This is a genomic window from Rothia sp. HMSC076D04 (assembly GCF_001814645.1).
Lineage (GTDB): Bacteria > Actinomycetota > Actinomycetes > Actinomycetales > Micrococcaceae > Rothia > Rothia mucilaginosa.
Window position 1 is genome coordinate 281353 of sequence record NZ_KV817374.1, and the last position, 20111, is coordinate 301463.

The 20111-nt window shown below is 55.4% G+C and carries 15 protein-coding genes; 6 read left to right on the top strand and 9 right to left on the bottom strand.

What is annotated here, in order from left to right:
- The first annotated feature begins 259 nt into the window (after positions 1-259).
- A complete protein-coding gene (locus tag HMPREF2980_RS08985) occupies positions 260-1849 on the top strand; it encodes a dehydrogenase (protein ID WP_070691493.1) in 1590 nt (529 codons plus the stop codon).
- Between the two features lie 142 nt (positions 1850-1991).
- Here the strand turns inward: HMPREF2980_RS08985 and HMPREF2980_RS08990 are convergent, their stop codons facing one another.
- A complete protein-coding gene (locus HMPREF2980_RS08990) occupies positions 1992-3467 on the bottom strand; it encodes an amino acid permease (protein WP_070691494.1) in 1476 nt (491 codons plus the stop codon).
- Between the two features lie 442 nt (positions 3468-3909).
- A complete protein-coding gene (locus tag HMPREF2980_RS08995) occupies positions 3910-5376 on the bottom strand; it encodes an amino acid permease (protein ID WP_070691496.1) in 1467 nt (488 codons plus the stop codon).
- Positions 5377-5892: 516 nt separating this feature from the next.
- Here HMPREF2980_RS08995 and HMPREF2980_RS09000 point away from each other — a divergent pair.
- Together HMPREF2980_RS09000 and trmB are read left to right on the top strand one after the other, a co-directional pair.
- Positions 5893-6291, top strand: coding sequence for a hypothetical protein (locus HMPREF2980_RS09000; protein ID WP_049355829.1), 399 nt, complete (start codon positions 5893-5895; stop codon positions 6289-6291).
- A gap of 215 nt (positions 6292-6506) precedes the next feature.
- Positions 6507-7313 carry a tRNA (guanosine(46)-N7)-methyltransferase TrmB gene (trmB, locus tag HMPREF2980_RS09005; RefSeq protein WP_049337491.1) on the top strand — a complete coding sequence of 269 codons (807 nt, stop codon included), beginning with the start codon at positions 6507-6509 and terminating at the stop codon, positions 7311-7313.
- 108 nt (positions 7314-7421) lie between these two features.
- Here trmB and HMPREF2980_RS09465 read toward each other — a convergent pair whose 3' ends face one another.
- From HMPREF2980_RS09465 to tnpA, 3 genes are all read right to left on the bottom strand, one after another.
- Positions 7422-8405: a hypothetical protein gene (locus HMPREF2980_RS09465; RefSeq protein ID WP_141749087.1), complete on the bottom strand. Its 984-nt coding sequence runs from the start codon at positions 8403-8405 to the stop codon at positions 7422-7424.
- Between the two features lie 2 nt (positions 8406-8407).
- Positions 8408-9157: a Pycsar system effector family protein gene (locus HMPREF2980_RS09015; RefSeq protein ID WP_049346851.1), complete on the bottom strand. Its 750-nt coding sequence runs from the start codon at positions 9155-9157 to the stop codon at positions 8408-8410.
- Positions 9158-9362: 205 nt separating this feature from the next.
- A complete protein-coding gene (gene tnpA / locus HMPREF2980_RS09375) occupies positions 9363-9797 on the bottom strand; it encodes an IS200/IS605 family transposase (RefSeq protein ID WP_239663332.1) in 435 nt (144 codons plus the stop codon).
- Between the two features lie 26 nt (positions 9798-9823).
- Here tnpA and HMPREF2980_RS09020 point away from each other — a divergent pair, with 26 nt between their 5' ends.
- Positions 9824-11062: an RNA-guided endonuclease InsQ/TnpB family protein gene (locus tag HMPREF2980_RS09020; protein ID WP_049346853.1), complete on the top strand. Its 1239-nt coding sequence runs from the start codon at positions 9824-9826 to the stop codon at positions 11060-11062.
- Between the two features lie 163 nt (positions 11063-11225).
- On the opposite strand, the gene HMPREF2980_RS09025 is transcribed toward HMPREF2980_RS09020, so the two are convergent.
- From HMPREF2980_RS09025 to dnaK, 4 genes are all read right to left on the bottom strand, one after another.
- Positions 11226-11732, bottom strand: a complete 507-nt coding sequence (locus HMPREF2980_RS09025) for a heat shock protein transcriptional repressor HspR (RefSeq protein ID WP_070678678.1) — start codon at positions 11730-11732, stop codon at positions 11226-11228.
- Positions 11733-11735: 3 nt separating this feature from the next.
- On the bottom strand, positions 11736-12728 hold the full coding sequence (locus HMPREF2980_RS09030; protein WP_005508991.1) for a DnaJ domain-containing protein: 993 nt from the start codon (positions 12726-12728) through the stop codon (positions 11736-11738).
- A 296-nt stretch (positions 12729-13024) separates the two neighbouring features.
- Positions 13025-13603 (bottom strand): nucleotide exchange factor GrpE, encoded by a 579-nt coding sequence (locus tag HMPREF2980_RS09035; RefSeq protein WP_070691498.1) that lies wholly within the window; start codon positions 13601-13603, stop codon positions 13025-13027.
- Between the two features lie 2 nt (positions 13604-13605).
- Entirely contained in the window at positions 13606-15438 is a 1833-nt protein-coding gene (gene dnaK / locus HMPREF2980_RS09040; RefSeq protein ID WP_070691500.1) for a molecular chaperone DnaK, read from the bottom strand.
- 725 nt (positions 15439-16163) lie between these two features.
- Between dnaK and HMPREF2980_RS09050 the strand changes: the two genes are divergently transcribed.
- Positions 16164-18281: a hypothetical protein gene (locus HMPREF2980_RS09050; protein ID WP_141755956.1), complete on the top strand. Its 2118-nt coding sequence runs from the start codon at positions 16164-16166 to the stop codon at positions 18279-18281.
- A 155-nt stretch (positions 18282-18436) separates the two neighbouring features.
- Positions 18437-20080, top strand: coding sequence for a pentapeptide repeat-containing protein (locus HMPREF2980_RS09055; RefSeq protein ID WP_070691507.1), 1644 nt, complete (start codon positions 18437-18439; stop codon positions 20078-20080).
- Positions 20081-20111 lie beyond the last annotated feature (31 nt).

Genomic DNA, 20111 nt, shown 5'->3' on the forward strand with positions numbered 1-20111 from the left:
CATTTTGCCCTGTGAGTGCGCTAAACTTTGTCATCTTTTCGTAAGAAACCGTGTTAGGGGTTCACGTATTTGAATAGTGCTTAGTTTCAGCGATAATTTTAGATAAAAGAGCATATTTTTTGAAAAAATATCGCTTATTCATGCAGATAAGGGGTGGCCTCACACCACGCAAACGCCCTTGTCTGCGTGCACACATTCAGGGTTTCGGCGGCACGGTACGACATGGTGCCGCCACATCCCGCAGATGAAAGAGGGACCCATGCGCGAACAAGCCGCGCTATCAAACGCGCCGGAGGGCTACTTAGATTTTCACGACGAGTACGCGGAACTCATCGCCGAACTCGCCGCGCTGGGGTTCACCCCTACCCAGGTTCTCCGCCGCCTCAACTTTCTGTACCCGCGCATCAACAAGAAGTACCTGAACTATGCGCTGAGCTCCGGCATCTGGCAGTTTGGCCCGGTCACGGCAGACGCCCCGAGCTACACGGTGCTCGCCTGCGGCCTCTGGTACGTTTTCGCGGAAGCCTACGATCTGCCCCCGGAGCCCGAGTACGCGGCGCTGATTCTTGATTGCGATATTATTCACGACCTGCCGCCCGCGCTGGAGGCACGCCACTTCAGCAATGAAGACATTGCGCACGTTCTGGCGAAGATCGGCGCTACGCTCAAGTACCTTGCCGCACACCCCTACTCCCAGCTGGAGGAAGAAGCCTACGCGCAGACCCTCGAGGACATCCGACTGCGCGGCGTGAAAGAAATCGGCACCGAGGGCGGTAGCCTGTACACCCTGCTTGCCGCCAGTATGGAGGGCGAATCGGCGTGGCCTGCCCCCGCACAGACGGTCAACGACTACCTCGGCGACGGCAACTGGTCCCTGGGCATGCTCCGCACCGGCATCTACCCGGCGGAGGCGCTCGAGAACGAGTGGTATATCGACGCCGCGGCGGTACCTGAGGATTTTGCGCCGAAGACTCTGAGCCTGTTTTTGAGCTATTGTGCCCGCTACGACCGCGAGCCGACAGCGCTGAACTACGGCTACTGGTCTACCATTCCCACGCTGATTGAGCAGGTGCCGCCGCTGGGTGCGGTACGCGCCAAGTTCGGCTCCTGGCAGACGACCCTGCATCGCGGACGCACGCAGATTGCCCGTGAGCTGCGCCTGTGGACGAAGAACGAAGCCAATGTAGCTTCCGTGGAGGCGAGCGCCGCTGAGGAGCTTGAGCTCCTCGACGCTGAGCTAACTAATGCTGACGCTAAGCTGGCTAACGCGGAGCTCACCGAAGCAGAACTAGCAGAGCTGGACACCCCGGACGCATCCCCTGCGGACGCTCCCGCAGAACAGGCAGAGCAGGCAGAGCCCGCACGTCTGAGCGCCCGCGAACTCACCGAGCAGGGCATCGGCGTGGTGCAGACCGCCCACACCGACCTGGCGGCGTACCACCGCACCCAGTGGGAGCAGACGGTGGAAGTCTTCGGCGAACGCCTCGCGCAGCTTGCCTGGAACCGCCGTCTGAGCACCTACTACTTCTTCGACGGAGCCTGCCTGGAAGACGCTGACCCGACCCCCGTGGTGACGGTTTTCCGCTCCCCCACCGGTTTCCTCTGCGAGCTTGAACCCACCGTCGAGGCGCTACCCGCCTTCGACCCTGAGTTCCTGCAGGAGCACGGCTGGAGGCACCCGGTACCGGTGCATGCGCTGTGGAACCTGCACGCGCTCGACCCGCTGGAGGCAGCTGCCGCCGTCATTGAGGCGATGCGTTCCGGTTGCGGTTGTGAACGCTGGGATTTCTACCGCACCGATGACGATAACGACCCACTTGCCGAAGAGGCTGAGGTGGCGCCCCTCTAAGCGCACTCCCCCGAGCCTCTCGGGTTCATCCCTAGAGACAGCGAAAGCCCGCGTCCCCGCTCCCTGAGAGGAGCAGGTGACGCGGGCTTTACGCGTACGCTGATAGCCGGTACTGGCAACCAGTATGGCTTAGCGTGGGTGTTTAGCGTGCCGAGAAAATCTCGGACGCCTCCACAATTGCAATCTGCGCGGTGCGGGTCGAGATTGCTTCGTGGCGGCGGGCATCAGCGCGGCGCTTGAAGACCCAGCCGATACCCAGAATTACGAACCAGACGGGCATCGCGAGCAGACCCATGAGGGTTTCCTCGTTCATGGTCAGCACACCAATGGTAAAAGCGAAGAACGCCAGCGCCAGCCACGCGGAGAAACGGCCGCCGGGCAGACGGAACTTCGACTTCTTGTGGCGCGACGGGAACTTCTTGCGGTACATCAGGTAGCTGACCATGATCATCGCCCACGCGAAAATCACGAGTACCGCAGCCACGGTGGTGACCAGGTTGAACGCGCTAGAAATCGAGTCACCCGCGTAGAGCAGCACGATGGAGGACAGCATCATCACGGCCGAGAGGAACAGCGCGTTACGCGGCACACCATTCTTAGAGATCTTGCCCAGGAACTGCGGGGCGCTGCGCTCGCGCGCCAGGCCGAATGCCATACGCGAGGTGGAGAAGATACCGGAGTTCGCCGAGGAGGTTGCGCTGGTAATCACCACAAAGTTGATGATATGCGCGGCGATACCCAGGCCCGCCAGGGTGAACATGGCAACGAAGGGGCTCTTATCGGGGCTGACGAGGCGCCAGGGGGTAACCATCAGGATGGTGGCGAGCGCACCCACGTAGAAGACCATAATACGTACCGGCACGGCGTTGATTGCCCTGGGCAGGGTCTTTTCGGGGTCCTGGGTTTCCGCTGCGGTGGTACCGACCAGCTCGGAGCCCATGAACGCGAAGACGGCAATCTGGAACGCGCCGAGGAAGCCAATGAAGTGGTTGGGGAACATACCGCCGTCGTTCCAGAGGTTTGCGACGGATGCCTGCGCGCCGCTGGGCGAGGTGAAGCCGACGGCGATCATACCGCCACCAACGATAATCAGGGCGACGATGGCGACAATCTTAATCATGGAGAACCAGAATTCGATTTCGCCGAAGTTCTTCACGGAGACCAGGTTCAGGGTCAGCAGAACACCGATGACGGCGAGCGCCGGAATCCATGCCTGCAGGTCGGGCCACCACATACGCAGGTAGCCAACAATTGCGATGATATCCGCGACGGCGGTGACCACCCACATGAACCAGTAGGACCAGCCGAGGAAGAACCCGGCCATGGGGCCGACCAGGTCGGTGGTGAAGTCGGAGAAGGACTTGTACTTCAGGTTGGAGAGAAGGATCTCGCCCATGGCTCGCAGCACCAGGAAGATGACGGCACCAATAAGCATGTACACGAAAATCACGGAGGGGCCTGCCATGGAGATGGCGCGGCCGGAGCCCATGAACAGGCCGGTGCCGATGGCACCGCCGATGGCGATGAGCTGGATGTGGCGGTTGCTGAGGCCACGGTGCAGTCGCTCTCCCTGTTCGGAAGCTTTAGGGTTCAGGGTGACGTTGTTCTGTTCAGTCACGACGTCCTCTTTTCTGCGGTTGGTACCCCGTACCGCATGTGCCTTTGCTGGATAACAACTGTCATATCGCAGCAGACAGAATCTCTGTATGAATATGCGGCTAGTTGCTTTGCGGGGCGGCCCCGGATTTCGGGGCGTGACTGGGGCTCTACCAGTTACCGCGCTGTGTTCGGAAGTGTCACGCTATCGACCAACGCGGAGTTTTTCTGGGAGCTCTCACAGCTACTTGGATAGTTATTCTACAGGTGTTCAGGGTGCAAGAACATGCTTTGACACGAAAAAAGTGACTTATATCTATAATTTGCATCATATTAAGTGGTGCAAAAAATGCCGCTCAGCATCCAATCAAGAGGGCACAAGAAAGCCCCGTTTCCGCATCCAAAAGAATGCAGAAACGGGGCTTACCCACAGTGCCACAGAAACACTGCAGAAAGAGCAGAAACTACTTCTGACCAGCCTCGTCAGCGGTGTTTTCAGAAGCCACCACGCGTGCACGCTTCGCCGCATGACGGCGAGTCAGAATCTCGTAGCCAATAGCCAGAGCAATGAACCAGACGGGAGTCAGAGCCAAACCAACAGCGGTATCCGGGTACAGGCTCAGGGCGTAAACCATCACAGCAAAGAAGACCAGACCAAACCAGCTCATACCGATACCCCAGGGCATCTTATACTCGGACGCTTCGTGGCGCTCCGGGAACTTCTTGCGGTACACCAGGTACGCAATCAGGATCATGCTCCAGGTGAAGATACCCATCATCGACGCCACCGAGGTCACCACAGTAAACGCCTCCATAATGCCGCTACCGGCGTACAGCATGACCAGGCTGAACAGCAGCATCACGGTGGTCAGGTACAGGGCATTGGCGGGCACGCCGTTCTTGGTGAGCTTGCCCAGTGCGGAGGGTGCGGCACCGTCATGCGCCAAACCGTACACCATGCGGGAGGTCGAGAAAATACCGGAGTTCGCCGAAGATGCCGCGGAGGTCAGCACCACGAAGTTCACCAGGGAGGCGGCAACACCAATGCCAGCCAGGGAGAACATACCCACGAAGGGGCTCATGGACTTATCCAACTTGTCCCAGGGGGTGACAGCGAGGATGGTCAGCAGCGGCAGGGCGTAGAAGAGGCCAATGCGGAAGGGTACCGCATTAATTGCCTTGGGCAGAGTGCGTTCGGGGTGTTCGGTTTCCGCCACGGCGGTACCGACCAGCTCAGCACCCACGAAGGCGAAGAGCGCAATCTGGAAGGCACCCAGGAAGCCCGTCAGGCCCTGGGTAAAGATACCGCTACCGGAGGGGCCGGGGCGATCCCAGAGATTTGCCACGGAGGCGACGGTACCGTCGGGCGCGGTGAAGCTGAAGGCAACCATGAGCGCACCAACAATAATGAGGGCGACAATCGCGACGATTTTAATGACTGCGAACCAAAATTCGATTTCACCGAAGTTCTTCACCGAGGGCAGGTTCAGCAGCAGCAGAGCCACGATAACGGTCAGCGCCGGGATGAAGGCTGGGATTTCCGGCCACCAGTATTTGATGTAGCCGGTAATAGCAATGACGTCTGCGATACCTGTGACGACCCAGAAGAACCAGTACGACCAGCCGACGAAGAAGCCGGCGCGCAGACCGAGGATATCGGTAATGAAGTCGGTGAAGGACTTGTACTTGGGGTTGGAGAGCAGAATCTCACCCATGGCGCGCAGAACAAAGTAGATGACGCTACCAATAATGGCGTAAACAAAGACGATGGAGGGGCCGGTCAGGGCGATAGTCTTTGCCGAGCCGAGGAAAAGGCCGGTGCCGATGGCGCCGCCAATAGCGATCAGCTGGATGTGTCGGTAGCTTAGTCCGCGCTGAAGCTTGGAGTGCTCAGCTTCGGAGTCTAGGCCAGTGACGGAGTTGTGCTGCATTGGCTGCTGTGTCACGTATTTCTCTTTCCTGCGTCGATTCGCCCTAAATTTCACTCGGGGGCGAGTCCGGGTGGTTGGTATTCGTGCATAATCCTGAACGGTGCGCCAGGAGGCGGTTCCCGCGCTTCCCGAGCCGGCGCGGTGCGCTTGGGCTTGTGGGCTCCGATTTCGCGGGGCTTCCGATTTCTTGCATCGCCGATAAAGGGTTATGCAGAGAATGCATAATTTCAAATTTTACCCCCTCATACCCACACAAGTACAAGGAATACAACATCACCAGATTTTTGAGACGGGGCGATTGAGACGGGACGAGCCTGTGGCATCCCTCAGCCTTCACCCGAAACACGCCCCGCATCACCCTTAGATCACGCCCCTTCTCTGCAGGCTTCTGTCGGGTTTTCAAAAAATATTTAGAAACTTTACGCGTAAAACTTTACAAGGCGAGGAACCGAGTCTAGAGTAGAAACCGTTCAACAAAAACCTAACCAACCAACTACAGAACAGAAGGACAACATCATGGGCAAGTTCTCCAACGCAGCACTGCGCATCACCGCCGGCGCACTCATCCTCGACGCAGGCGTCAAGAAGCTCAAGGCAGACGAAGGCACCTACGCCTTCCTGCAGCAGATGGCGGCAACCGGTGTTCCCGCAGTCTCCAAGCTGGACGCAGCAACCTTCGGCAAGCTCATCTCCGGCGCAGAAACCGCACTCGGCGCAACCCTGCTGACTCCCTTCATCCCCGCACGCCTGGCGGGCGCAGGCCTGACCGCATTCGCGGCAAACCTGATGACCATGTACTTCCGCAACCCGGACATGCACGACGAGTACTTCCGCCCCACCCAGGACGGCCAGCAGCTCGCAAACAACATCGTGATGCTCGGCGCGGGTCTGGCACTGCTGGGCTCCAAGAAGTAAGCCCCACAAACTAAACTCACTCAACAACCTCACGAAAGTGCGGCGGGAACAGTATTCGCTCCCGCCGCACTTTTGTCTGCGCGCTGAATTTCTGTGTTTCTCAGACCGGCATACGCCCAGCTAGTTCAGTCTCACGCCCGGCTAGTTCAGCGTCACGCCAGCCCCGCACGCCGCGAAACCGCACGGTATAGCGGCGCTACGCTATTCTTTTAGGTATGTCTACTGAGAACACGCAGCCTAGCCAGGCACCCGAATCCACCGAAGAAAAGGCCAAGAAGCCGGTTCCCGAGGAATTCTTCCGCCAGCCCTACTCCTTCGTCCGCCGCGGCGACCGCCTCACCGCGCGCCGCCAGAAGGCGTGGGACACCTACTCCCCCACCCACGTGCTGGACATTCCGCGCCTGCGCACCGACACCTCCGTCGCACCCGAGGCAACTTTCGACCCGGTTAAGATTTACGGCCGTGAGGCGTACCAGGTCGTCGAGATTGGTTCCGGTCTGGGCGAGGCGATTGTGCACCGCGCGGCTGAGATGCCCGAGGCGAACTTCCTCGCTGTTGAGGTGTACACCCCCGGCATCGCGGATCTGCTGCTGAAGATGGGCAACGCCGGCGTGGAGAACGTGCGTGTGGCTCAGGCGAACGCACCCGAACTGCTCGACAACATGCTTGAGGAGAACTCCGTGGACGAGCTGTGGGTGTTCTTCCCGGATCCCTGGCATAAGTCCCGCCACCACAAGCGCCGCCTGGTGTCCCCGGCGTTCGCTGATAAGGTTGCGCGTGTGCTCAAGCCCGGCGGCATTTGGCGTCTGGCGACTGACTGGGAGGAGTACGCCCTGGTCATGCGTGAGGTTCTGGAGGCGCACCCCGACTTTGAGAACGTGAATCCTGGCGCCGGTGCGACCGAGGAGGATCCGCTGGGTGGTTGGGCTCCGCGTTGGGAGGGTCGTACCCTCACCAGCTTTGAGCGTAAGGCTCAGGAGGCGGGCCGCCGCGCGCACGATCTGACCTACCGCCGCAAGTAAGCGGGGCAGCGTTAGTACGCGACTTATACGTTAAAGCAGGTGAGGCTCCCCGGTCATTCGGGGAGCCTCACCTCCTTGTTCATATACGGATTCTTCTATAGCTAAACCCTATGATTCATCAGCCGACGCATGTTTCAAAGCCTTCTCGTAGATAAATCGGTAGGAGTCATTTCTAGATTTTTCAAACTCTTCCAGCTTCTTTATTTCTTTCGAAATATTAATCTGCATGGGTGCACCAGTAAGTTCTTCAAGAATCGAGAAATTTCCTATAGGGACATAATACAGAGGGTACTCAACAAGACCAGTTTCTTTAATGGTGCACCCTTTTAGCTCACGTTCTCCCATAGAATATATACTAAATGGACTTATCTTATTTTTTTCAAGACCCACCATTACAAGATAAGCCAAATAGGGCGATAGAATCATTCGATGTGCCTCAGATTGCTCTGCAACCCTAAATCCAAGATCAACATCAGCTCCGATAAAATCTATAAAATAGTCTTTTTGAATCTCTCGGAGATTAATTCTACAATCACTGAAGGATTTTAGGTCAGCGAAACTTCCAATACCCAAACTTCCTACCTGATTTTTTAAATCCTCCTTACCTTTTAGATTGTTATTCCAATCCTTAGGCATAAGATTCCAGCGATAATCCCAGGGGTTCCCTTGCGAATGAAGAAGAAAAGCGTAGCTACGCAGTTTTAGGGTGTATGACGAACCAGGAATCTGACTGGGAGAAACTGATTCAAGAGATGCAATAAATTGCTGCAATGCCTCTCCAATAGCTACCGGTTCAGGCCTGCCGTCGTCTCCAATAGGTATGGTTCGGAGATACACCAGCTCATCGCCCCTGACTCTCCATAAGAACCACCCTGTATCGACGCCAGATTCAACCTGATGATTCGACTCCCTCAGACCTTTATCGAAGCTTTCCATAAAGGTTGATATTACGCCGACACCAGAAATAGGATACTTAATTTTTAAAGCAGTTGATTCACTAATATCAACACCACATACCAATATAGCGTGAAATCCACCCCCAGCCCTTCCAGAATCGATGGACCTATTATCTACATAATCAGCACTAATCAAGCCTACTTCACTTTCTTTTTATATGACATCCAAAGACCAATAATTACAAGAACACTAATTACAAGAGCAATAACCAGAGCAGAACATACCGGCCATTCATAGAAAATTGTAGAAATCCATGGGATAAATCCAGTCGCTGACAGCACCAAGAAGAGCGAACTTAAAAATACTGAGGTCTGAAGTTTCTGGACATTTTTAAATTTAGTATTTGCAATATTTGCAAGCTTCACTAGTTGACCATTGAGATATTCATCCCTTTTATCGAATGAAACATTTTTCAAAATATATCTTTGGTTACTATTTTCGTATGACCCATAAAAAAATACGTTTCCTTCAGCTCCTCCAACTTCTCTATTAGGAAACTGAAGAAATCCAATCCCGAAAGAGGTAATCACACTAACAACAAATGAAACTACCCAAAAATACGTCCATAAATTCCAAAAGCTATTATTTTTATCCATAGCAGGGATGAGTGAGCCATAAGCCGCTACGATAAAGCCCTGGACGGCCAACAGCATCTGGATTCTTACGTCAGCATTTTTAATCCAATCGGAGAAGTACTGAACAAGTCTCCATCTCTCCTCATAACTCACGCCCTGCTCAACCGGAGCTGGTGCTTGGGCCTCAGCCGGTGCCCGATTATTATCAGTTGCTGCATCGCCAGACCCTGCCTGATTCTCAGTAACTTTCTGCTCTTTGATAGCTACTGGCTTCCACTGCATAAAGGTGTTCCAGACGAACAAATTTTTCACTCTGCCAACCCCTCTTCCATCTCAATACCCCGAACTTGTTAGTCCAACTATGCTATCTCCAACTATATAACCAAGCAGGTGAGGCTCCCCGTTCGTTCGGGGAGCCTCACCTCCTTGTGTGTGGGTCCAAGTGCATGCGGGGCGGGGGTCTACCCTCCCTCGCTTCGTATGACGCTAAGACGCACAAGTCTATATAAGTAGCTGACTAGCCTAGACAAGCTAGAACAGCCGGGCTGTTTATCCCAGTGTAGCCGGTTAGCGCGGCTTGCGATAGAGCACCACTAGCAGAGCCTGCGTAATACGAGCGTGACCACAGATGCCCATCCAACAGGTAAGGGGCAATCTCATCCGCGTAATCTCGCCGTAAGATACGCGAGGAAACACCTTTGAGGGAATTGACCAACTTGGAAACAGCAACTGTTGCAGGGTATCCCACCAGCAAGTAAACGTGATTGGCCCCTCCGCTGAACTCTTCCAAGGTTGCGCCGAAGTTTTTACATACGTCCCGCATGATGTTTTCACAGGTTTTCAACATGTCATCTGTGAAGACATATCGACGGTATTTAGTTACAAACACCAACTGGACATGAAGATCCCAGATAGCTTGTCTTCCAGTGCGAATGTCTGCATTATCTGCCATGACACCAAGTATATAATGGAGATGTTATGTTGAAGCGTTACCGATACCGCGCATACCCAAAACCGGGCCAGGTCGAACCTATTGCCCGACTCTTTGGATGCGTGCGCGTAACCTACAACGACGCTTTAGCCCACGCACTAGAGACCTACCGGCTCACCGGCACTAAACCTTCAGCCGCTGAACTGTCCGCACGCCTGACTGCGTTAAAGAAAACCGAGGAACGATTCTGGCTGAGTGAGGTCTCCTCCGTACCCCTACAACAAGCCTTACGTGACTTGGATAAAGCCTATAAGGCTTTTTTTGCTACTGTCACTGGCCAGCGCAAAGGTAAACGCGGCGCTCATGCACCGCGCTTTAAAAAGCGCAGTCACCGCCAGTCAGCAAGGTTTACGAAGAACTCCGGGTTTATAGTGCATGAAACAACTCATCGAGTCGGTTTTGTGCGCTTGGCCAAAATTGGAAATGTGCGGTTCGTGCTGTCACGCCCTCTACCTGCTGAGCCATCCTCAGTCACACTCATTCGTGAGCCGGATGGGAAGTACTATGTCTCATTTGTTGTGGATGTGCCTGCTGAAAATATTCAGATACCGGAGCCTTCTGCATACGCTGTCGGTGTTGACCTAGGCCTGAATCGCCTGGCCGTAGCTGTCAATTCTGAGGGTGAACGGGTGTTCTTTGAGAACCCCCGCCCTTTAAAGAAGGCAGCGGCACGTCTTGCTACGCTTCAACGTCAGCTCTCCCGTAAAAAGCGCGGTAGCAACCGCTACGAAAAGCAACGCATCCGCCTAGCCAAAGCTCACGCCAAGGTACGCAATACAAGGAGCCATTACGCGCATCAGGTAGCAAACAAGGTGGTGGACGAGAACCAAGTCATCGCCCTGGAGAACCTGAATGTGGCTGGTCTGTCGCGTACCCGTTTAGGTAAGTCGGTATTGGATGCCTCATGGGGTTTATTACGCCGTCTGATAGAAGAGAAGGCTGATGAACGTCATCGCATGGTGGTCTTTGCTGACCGGTTTGCCCCCACGTCGCAGCTGTGTTCTGTGTGTGGTGAGCCGGGCGGTAGAAAGCCGCTGAATATCCGTGAATGGGCGTGTACCAAGTGTGGTATGCGCTTAGATCGAGATGCTAATGCGTGTGTGAATATTATGCTCGCCGCAGGACTTGCGGAGAGTTTAAACGAACAGAAGAGGGACGTAAGACGCCTGCTTGCGGGTGCTGTTGCTGTTGACGCTGTTAACCCACCGAGAGCCGCATACCTGTAGGGTATGCGGCTGGCAGGAGTCCTCTTTGTTCGCAAGGAGGAGGAAGTCAACCTCCCTCACGCGGCGTATACACAAAGACGCACAAGCCTATATGGGTGGCCGACCAGCGCAAATAGGCTAGAACAGCCGAACCGTTTATCCCAGTGTAGCGGGTTTAGCCGGTTTAGCGCTGCGGCTTCGTATCATCCGCCGTAGCCGGCTGGCGATGCTGACGGTACAACACCACAGCCGAAGAACGCTGACGAGGCGCCGGGCGGGTACCGCGGGCAATATGCACCACATCGCCACTGGTACCGGCAGCGAACACGCGCTCCGCCAAGCCCAACTTCACCTTCGCATCCTCAACCTGACGCTGCAGCGCCGCAATCTGCTCCTGCTGCTCCTCCACGAGGGACTCCAGCTCAATAATGCGGCGAATACCTTCCAGGGAGACGCCCTCCTGCGAGAGCTGCTGAATCTGCTGCAGACGGTTCACGTCACGCTGCGAATAGCGGCGCGCCTTACCGGGCGCACGCGAAGGCTGGACCAGGCCGATACGGTCGTACTGGCGCAGGGTCTGCGGGTGCATACCCGCCAGCTCAGCCGCCACAGAAATCACGAAAACCGGCAGGTCCACGCTGTGCAACGGCTTGCCGCTACGGGACTTAGATGATGATTCTCGAGATGCCATGGTTTACTTCGCCTTCTTCAACAGATCCTTACGCGGGTTCTCCTGCGGTGCCAGTTTTACGAACTTATCGAATGCTTCCTGCGCCTCTGCGCTCAGCTCGGTGGGCAGTACAATCTCGGGGATGACCAGCAGGTCGCCGTCGCCGCCCTTAGCCTTGAAGCCGCGGCCCTTAGCGCGCAGTCGGCGACCGACCTGACCGGGTGCCAGGCGCAACTTCACGGTGGATGCGTCGGGCAGGGGCACCTCGATGACTGCGCCGTCGACGGCCTCGGCGAGGGTGACGGGTGCACGCATAATCAGGTTGTTGCCCTCGCGCGAGTACACGGAGTCGTCGGAGACGCGCACGGTGACCTTCAGGTCGCCGCCGCGCAGGCCCTTGCCGCGCAGGCGGACCTTCTGGCCGTCCTTAATGCCTGCGGGGATGCGTGCCTCGGTGTGGGAGCCGTCCGGCAGGAACACGGTCACGGTCGCGCCGGTGTACGCCTGGGCGAGGCTGATGCGGGTGCTGGTGGTGCTTTCTTCGGGGGCTGCGTGCTGTGCGCCGCCGAAACCGCCGCCACCCATGCCGCCGAAGTCGGCGCTGGTGAAGCCTGCGGAGCGTCGGGAGCCACCGGCGCTACCGCCGAAGAGGCCGCCGAGCAGGTCGTCAATGTTGATGCCTGCGCCGCCGTTGCTGAAGCCGCCGAATGCGTCCGCGCCGGGGTAGCCGGTGTAGCTGCCACCGCCGAAGCCACCTCCGCCGAATCCGCCCATGCCAGATGCGCCGTAGCGGCGGATCTGGTCGTACTCTTCGCGCTGCTTCTTGTCGGAGAGCACGTCGTATGCTTCCGAGATTTCCTTGAATTTCTTCTCTGCTGCGGCGTCGCCGGGGTTCAGGTCCGGGTGGTACTTGCGGGAGAGCTTGCGGTACGCCTTCTTGATGTCGCTTTCGCTTGCGTCTTCGCTGACACCCAGTGCCTTATAAAAGTCGTCGGTTAGCCAGTTTTCACTTGCCATGTTGTGTTTCTCCTTCTGCGGTGATGCGCCGCCCTCCTCGGTTACGGGACGGCTTGCAGGGGCACCGCGTGCTTGTCTTAATGCTCTATATAAAAGTTTAGTCTACTTGACTCAATTTTGAAAGGGGTGAGCCAAAAAATAGCGCCCCTACAAGCCTCTTAACCGCCACCACAGCTCACCAAAACCCGCGCCAACGCTGGGCATAGTAGCCCAGGCAAACAACAGGGCGGGCACTCCCCCACCAGGGAGAGCACCCGCCCGTCGTTAGTTATTCAGCCAATGCCTAGCCGGTCACCTTACGGTGCGACAGCCACAGCCACCTGAGCGGTACGAACCACACGGTCGTTCACGCGGTAGCCGTAACGCAGAACCATGGAGACATGATCCTCAGCCACCTCGTCGGTGGGCTGCTGCAGAACAGCTTCGTGGATGTTCGGGTCGAAGGCGTCGCCTACTTCACCGAAACGCTCCACGCCCTGCTTGCCGAGCAGCTCTTCGAGCTTGGTAGCGATGGAGGCGAAGGGGCCTTCCTGCAGGTCACCGTGCTTGCGTGCGGCGTCGATATCGTCGAGCACCGGCAGCAGCGCGGTCACCAGTTCACTGGTTACGAAGCCTCGCAGCTGCTCCTTTTCGCGAGCGGTGCGGTTCTTGAAGTTAGTGAACTCTGCCTGCAGGCGAAGCAGGGAGTCCAGGCGTTCCGCGGCGAGTGCCGCGTCAGCAGATTCTGCTTCTACGGCGTCCTGGAGCTCAGCCTCGACGGCTTCCGCAGCTTCCTCGGGGCTTTCGACCGATTCAGCTTCGGGGTGGCCTTCCGCTGCGGGGGCGTTGAATGCCTCCTCCAGCGGGTCGGGGGTGACGTTTTCCTGCTCAGCCATGATTACTTCTTCTCGTCTTCGTCGATAACCTCGGCGTCGACAACGTCCTCATCAGCGGCGGGCTTGGACTCGGATGCCTCAGCCTGTGCTGCTGCGTAGAGTGCCTCACCCAGCTTGGATCGGGATGCCTGCAGCTTCTCGAATGCGGACTTCACTGCTGCGTCATCGTCGCCCTCGAGTGCCTTCTTCAGCTCGTCGACATCGCCCTGGACCTCGGTCTTGACGTTCTCGGGCAGCTTGTCGCCGTTCTCCTTCAGGAGCTTCTCAGTGGTGTATGCGACGGACTCGGCTTCGTTGCGGGTGTCAGCAGCCTCGCGGCGTGCCTTGTCCTGCTCTGCGTGTGCCTCTGCGTCCTTGACCATGCGGTCGATGTCGTCCTTGGAGAGGGAGGTACCGCCGGTGATGGTCATGGACTGCTCAGCGCCGGTGCCCTTGTCCTTTGCGGAGACGTGGACGATGCCGTTTGCGTCGATGTCGAAGGTGACCTCAATCTGGGGCACGCCACGGGGTGCGGGGGCGATGCCGGTCAGCTCGAAGGTACCCAGGTTCTTGTTGTCGCGAGTGAACTCACGCTCACCCTGGAAGACCTGAATGGTCACGGAGGGCTGGTTGTCCTCTGCGGTGGTGAAGGTCTCGGAACGCTTGGTCGGGATTGCGGTGTTGCGCTCGATCAGCTTGGTCATCACGCCGCCCTTGGTCTCGATACCGAGGGAGAGGGGGGTGACGTCGATCAGCAGAACGTCCTTACGGTCGCCCTTCAGCACGCCTGCCTGCAGTGCTGCACCCATTGCCACGACCTCGTCGGGGTTCACGCCCTTGTTGGGCTCGCGGCCGGTGAGCTCCTTGACGAGCTCAGCAACAGCGGGCATACGGGTGGAGCCACCAACCAGGATGACCTCAGAAATCTCGGAGATGGACACGCCAGCTTCCTTGATTACGTCGAGCACGGGCTTCTTGGTGCGCTCGAGCAGGTCGCGGGTCAGTTCCTCGAACTTTGCGCGGGTCAGCTTCTCATCCAGGTGGATGGGGCCTTCGGGGGTCACGGACAGGTACTGCAGGGAGATGTTGGTGCTAGAAGCGCTGGACAGCTCCTTCTTAGCCTGCTCAGCTGCTTCCTGCAGACGCTGCAGAGCAATCTTGTCCTTGGACAGGTCAGCGCCGGTGTTTGCCTTCACCTGTGCGAGCAGCCACTCGACTACGCGCTGGTCCCAGTCGTCACCACCGAGGCGGTTGTCACCGCTGGTTGCGCGGACCTGAATGGTGGAGAAGCCGTCGTCGTCCTTGCCGACTTCCAGCAGGGAGACGTCGAAGGTACCGCCACCGAGGTCGAAGACCAGGATGAGCTCGTCTTCCTTGCCCTTGTCCAGGCCGTATGCCAGTGCTGCGGCGGTGGGCTCGTTAACGATACGCAGGACGTTCAGGCCTGCAATCTCGCCGGCTTCCTTGGTTGCCTGACGCTCAGCGTCGTTGAAGTATGCGGGGACGGTGATGACGGCGTCGGTGACCTTGTCGTTCAGGAATGCCTCTGCGTCACCCTTCAGCTTCATGAGGATACGAGCGGAGATTTCCTGCGGGGTGTACTTCTTGCCGTCAATCTCGGTGGTCCAGTCGGTGCCCATGTGGCGCTTGACGGAGGAGATGGTGCGGTCGACGTTGGTCACTGCCTGACGCTTTGCGACGCTACCGACCAGAACCTCGCCGTCCTTGGAGAATGCGACGACGGAGGGGGTGGTGCGGGTGCCTTCTGCGTTGGCGATAACTACGGGGTCGCCGCCTTCGAGAACCGAAACGACAGAGTTGGTGGTACCGAGGTCAATGCCTACTGCACGTGCCATATTTATTCACTCCTTGTGATCAGTGCCCCGCTTCTTCTAATGCGAGGCGGGTTAGTTTGAAAGTTTTGGAGGCGGTCGGTGCTACGCGTGCCGCCCCGTGTGGGGTGGTCTGCGCGGCTCCTTGAGCCTCATGTACTCAAGTATGCACCCTCTCAAAGGGCGTGTCAATAGGGTTGAGCGAACTTTACTCAACTTTTTTGTGTGGAGGGGCGTGAGGGGTGGGTTTTTCGGGGCTCTGGAGGGGTGCTTTGCGGGTGAAAGCGGGGGCGGCGACTAGGCGCGGACGGGCGGTTTTGCCGCGAAATTCCGGGGTTTTCGGGTGGCGCGAGAGTGCGGCGCGGCGATTCAGCGCACGGCGGACAGTGCCGGGACGATTGGGCAAAAAAATTTTTAAAAAAGGGGCGGAAAACCTAAAAATTGGGATGTGGGAGGTGCCGGAGGGGGTCTAGGCGCACCTTATATAGGGTGTGCGGGGCGATTTTTAGGCACGATTTTTAGGTCTGAAGGCTAGGCCCCCGGCAGTATTGCTAAAGGTGCAGTGAGACACCAGAGATTCACTCCCCTTATATATAGAGGGCCTGCTTGCAAGCTCCATCGCTCATTTTATGAAGGTATCTCTGCTTGTCCGACCCGCAATTTCTCTAACCTTCACCTGTGGCTTGAGGCTACCCGCCTGCCGTATGCTGGATACGACCATATCCTCTCAAAGTAGACAGGAAATTACGATGCCAACAAATAACGGCCCATTGCCTCCCGCTTGTCCATATTCTGGAGGGAGCATCAACCCGGATTCCAGTAAAGAGAATAAAACCTCACAGGCGGTGGAGGCTACCACCCCCACTTCAACAAGCACCGAAGATACTACCAACACGCCCCTGCTCATAGAAAAAGCATCAGCAGAAAGCACCCCACCAGGGAACCAGCCCCAAAAATCTAAAAAAAATACCCCTCCGAAAGAAAAATCAAATCCCCAGAATTCAAATGGAAAAAAGACAGATTTCGATAATATTTTTTCAGATGACCCAATAGTACACTGGATACTATTTTCAATCGCCTCAGTATCCTTAATATTCACACTAAATTATCTATTAGTTATTTTCAACATTTCCAATAATCACCTAGAAGAGAGCCAAAAACTATTCTCAAATTCTAGCGAATACTCCAACATTGACTTGGCAAAAATTACCAACCTACGAACCGCCGCCCAGTCAGCCACATTCCATCTAATGATTTCCCTATCTATTTTCACCCTCTGTTTCTTCAATCCAATTTGGGCAATTTTCAAAAATAACATAAAAAAAACACTCATAACAATATCTACATTACTCATTACAATATCAATTATCACACAATTCACTCTATACTATTTTAAATATATTGGAGATATTGTTACTCTTAGTTTTCTCGCTGTAATCACTACGACTTCTGCTTTTTTCATTGCAACCGTTGTGATTTTTAAAATCATCGAAAAAATTTCTATTTTTTTACGCAAAGCAATTAACGACCGAAAAGGCGAGGCCTACACCAAATCAGAACAGGCTTTACACTACATAATATTTATATTCCCAGCTACAATTACCATCTTTGTGGCAGCATTCTTCGTCCTCTTAGCCGACACATTTTCCACTGCTTTATACGATCAATACGCCCAAAAGACAACCCCAATATTTCTCGAAGAATTCTTTACCGACCCTGACACCAAAATCATACTACCCATTTTCCTTCTCTTTTCGCTTATGCTCAACACCAGTACTGCAACTTCAATCATCATTATCATCGAAGAAATTTTCAAAAACAAACGACGTAAAAAAGCCAAGAGAATAATATTACCTACAGAGGAAAAATCCACTCGGTCAACTATCACCTCCCACATAAAGCTAATACTCCCACTTCTACCCTTAGCAGCATCTATAGTATTTATACTTGCGCTAATCCACAACACGCAGGTAACAGACAACAATCTAAGTACTGCAATTCAAATTACAGCAATTCAATTTACGGACAGCAAATATATTTGGCTGACGATGGCCTTCTCTCTGCTATTAATGGGATACATATCATCTATTCCATATTTCCTCCTCCCCCAATGTGTCAATAGTGTCGAAAGAATATTCCCCAGAAGTAGAAATGGGAATGCAAAAAATGAAGTGGAATATATCTACTTTATGATAACCTTTATTTCATTAGCTCTCACTTCATTCTGTGCTCTCATAAACTATCAAATATTAAAAATTCTCTCACACAAAGAAGTAATTATATTTTTCTTGGCAACGATATTTATTTCGTTTGCCCTCTGTAGCATCTCCCTAAGAAATATCATAGATAAGAAATATACACCTAAAAGCACGGCAGAGATACGCTCAAGGACTCGCAAAGAAAAAATAACACTCTTAATACTGACTACATTATCTGCATTTTTAATATCATTGATCAGTTCTGCGCTTATTCCAAATATAACAAAAGGTTTTAGCGACATGATAACAAACCCCGGGGACACTCTGGGGTCGATTGAGACGGACTACTCCTGTGTTTTCTCCAACAACGTTGAAGAAAAAAATTCTATTGCCTTCGGCGTAATTGTAGAATCAAAACCGGATTCAGTTCATATATTTACTCCTGAATACAACCAAGAGAAAAATAGTTATGGGGAAGAGGTCGGGAATGGGAAGGTAAAACCAAATAAATTAGCAGAATCTCAAGTTAAAATTCCAGGAGGTTATCGCATTGAAAAATTTGATAACAATAAACATGGATATGATTTAACGGTAGGAAAATGCATATATAGAAATTCTCCTCCTTTCTACATGTATACATACTCATGGAACACATCAGATAGAAACTAAACTTCTCGTAATAAGTTTTCCAATAATTAGAAGCCCCGTCTGCACCTCTCTCGTGCAGGCGGGGCTTCTTCTTTTGCCCACCGCGAGCGCGCCAGGGTGGGGCTCTCCCCTATGCTGGTTATAAGCCAGCACCGGAGCAGGAAGGGCACACCACCATGAACCTCAACAAACTCTTAACTGCGCTGCGGCAACGCAAAAACACCCCGGCGCACAACCAGCAGGCCGGGCGGCGCGAACGCTACACGCACGCCCTCGAACAATTCCTCGACGGGCAGCCCGCCGTACGCCTCAGCGGGGCGTACACGCTCGCGAACCTCGCAGACGAATGGCTCACCGATACCTCCCTCCCCGGGCAGGTACGCCGCGAAGAAGCCCAGACCATCATCGACGCGCTGACCGGGTGCATCCGCACGCCCTACCCCCTCGCACAAAAGCGGCAGATCCTAGAGTCAGACGAGACCCCCGAAGGGTACGAAGGCGACTTTACGCGCGATCAGGAGGCACTACGCGAAGAGCAGCTAGTGCGCCGCACGGTCTTCATGGAGTTCAGTCGCCGCCTCGCCGCCGTCGCTGAGAGCAACAAAGAAGGCAACGGAGAAAGCCAGCACGCGGTGCCACCGTCATCACCAATGTGGGCTGGCCTGCGCTTCGACTTTGGTGGCGCGCCCATCTTCTACCCGCTACAGCAGCTGTACTTTCAGAACGCCGATTTCGCCTCCGCAACTTTCTACGGCACGGCGGATTTCTTCGGCGCAACCTTCCACGGTGACGCCAGCTTCTCCGCGGCGCAGTTCACGGCTGACGCATCCTTCCACAGCGCAAATTTCAACGACTGGGTGGGCTTCAGCGCCGCACACTTCGCGGGCGCGGCAGGGTTCAGCGGGGCGCGCTTTGCAGACGCGGCAAGCTTCGCGACCGTAACCTTCACCGGCGAGGCCGACTTCTCAGACGCGGTCTTCTCAGCTGCGGCTGACTTCGCGGTATCCACCTTCAAATCCGATGCCGACTTCTCACGCTTAAACACCGCGGGCATAGCCAGCTTCGCGGCAATCACCTTCGACGGAAAGGCAGTATTCACCGCCTCCACGTTCCACGATGAGGCACACTTCGCCGCGTCGGTCTTCAACCGTCCGGCGGTGTTCTCCAAGTCGCTGTTCGGCGGGGTCGCGCGCTTTGCCGGAATAGCCACCAAGCAGTCCGCAATGTTCAGCAACGTACGCTTTGCGAGCGCGGCGGACTTTAGCGGGGCGTCCTTCACACAGTACGAGGATTTTGGTGGGGCGCGGTTCGACGGCGACGCCACGTTCAGCCGGGCGTCTTTTATTGCGCTTCCGAGGACGCGCTATGAGATGGACTTCCCGCAGAGAGCGAACTTCGGTAACGCGACCTTCGCGCAGGATGCCGACTTTAGTAAGGCGACGTTCACGGCGCATGTCGGCTTCTACAAGGCGACGTTCGCGCGGGAGGTGAGCTTCAACGGGGCGAGCTTTGAGGGCGCCTACTTCGCGGATGCGACGTTCGGTCAGCGGGCAGATTTCAGGCAGACTAGCTTCATGTATGTTAAGCCGTCCTTTGAGGCTTTGGATAGGCGGCTGCAGAGGGCACGGTTCTCTGCGCAGGCGGATCCGCAGGATTACCTGTTCGAGGCGCGTCCCGAGAGCGCCCACGGTTTCAGCTGCGGCGAGGCAGAGCTTCTTAATAGAACGTTCGTTCTGCCTCTCGGTGCCGTGCTGTACGACCCGGATTCCTGGGACGAAGAGAAGCAGGAGTACACGCACGTCAGTGAGCCTGCGCAGTAAAACCTAGCTCTCCCCCGCCGTCGGGGAAGCT

Excerpts from the sequence above, each read along its gene's own strand:
- HMPREF2980_RS08985 (WP_070691493.1), top strand. The coding sequence starts at position 260 with ATGCGCGAACAAGCCGCGCTATCAAACGCGCCGGAGGGCTACTTAGAT.
- HMPREF2980_RS08995 (WP_070691496.1), bottom strand. The coding sequence starts at position 5,376 with ATGCAGCACAACTCCGTCACTGGCCTAGACTCCGAAGCTGAGCACTCC.
- HMPREF2980_RS09000 (WP_049355829.1), top strand. The coding sequence starts at position 5,893 with ATGGGCAAGTTCTCCAACGCAGCACTGCGCATCACCGCCGGCGCACTC.
- trmB (WP_049337491.1), top strand. The coding sequence starts at position 6,507 with ATGTCTACTGAGAACACGCAGCCTAGCCAGGCACCCGAATCCACCGAA.
- tnpA (WP_239663332.1), bottom strand. The coding sequence starts at position 9,797 with ATGGCAGATAATGCAGACATTCGCACTGGAAGACAAGCTATCTGGGAT.
- HMPREF2980_RS09020 (WP_049346853.1), top strand. The coding sequence starts at position 9,824 with ATGTTGAAGCGTTACCGATACCGCGCATACCCAAAACCGGGCCAGGTC.
- HMPREF2980_RS09025 (WP_070678678.1), bottom strand. The coding sequence starts at position 11,732 with ATGGCATCTCGAGAATCATCATCTAAGTCCCGTAGCGGCAAGCCGTTG.
- HMPREF2980_RS09030 (WP_005508991.1), bottom strand. The coding sequence starts at position 12,728 with ATGGCAAGTGAAAACTGGCTAACCGACGACTTTTATAAGGCACTGGGT.
- HMPREF2980_RS09035 (WP_070691498.1), bottom strand. The coding sequence starts at position 13,603 with ATGGCTGAGCAGGAAAACGTCACCCCCGACCCGCTGGAGGAGGCATTC.
- dnaK (WP_070691500.1), bottom strand. The coding sequence starts at position 15,438 with ATGGCACGTGCAGTAGGCATTGACCTCGGTACCACCAACTCTGTCGTT.
- HMPREF2980_RS09050 (WP_141755956.1), top strand. The coding sequence starts at position 16,164 with ATGCCAACAAATAACGGCCCATTGCCTCCCGCTTGTCCATATTCTGGA.
- HMPREF2980_RS09055 (WP_070691507.1), top strand. The coding sequence starts at position 18,437 with ATGAACCTCAACAAACTCTTAACTGCGCTGCGGCAACGCAAAAACACC.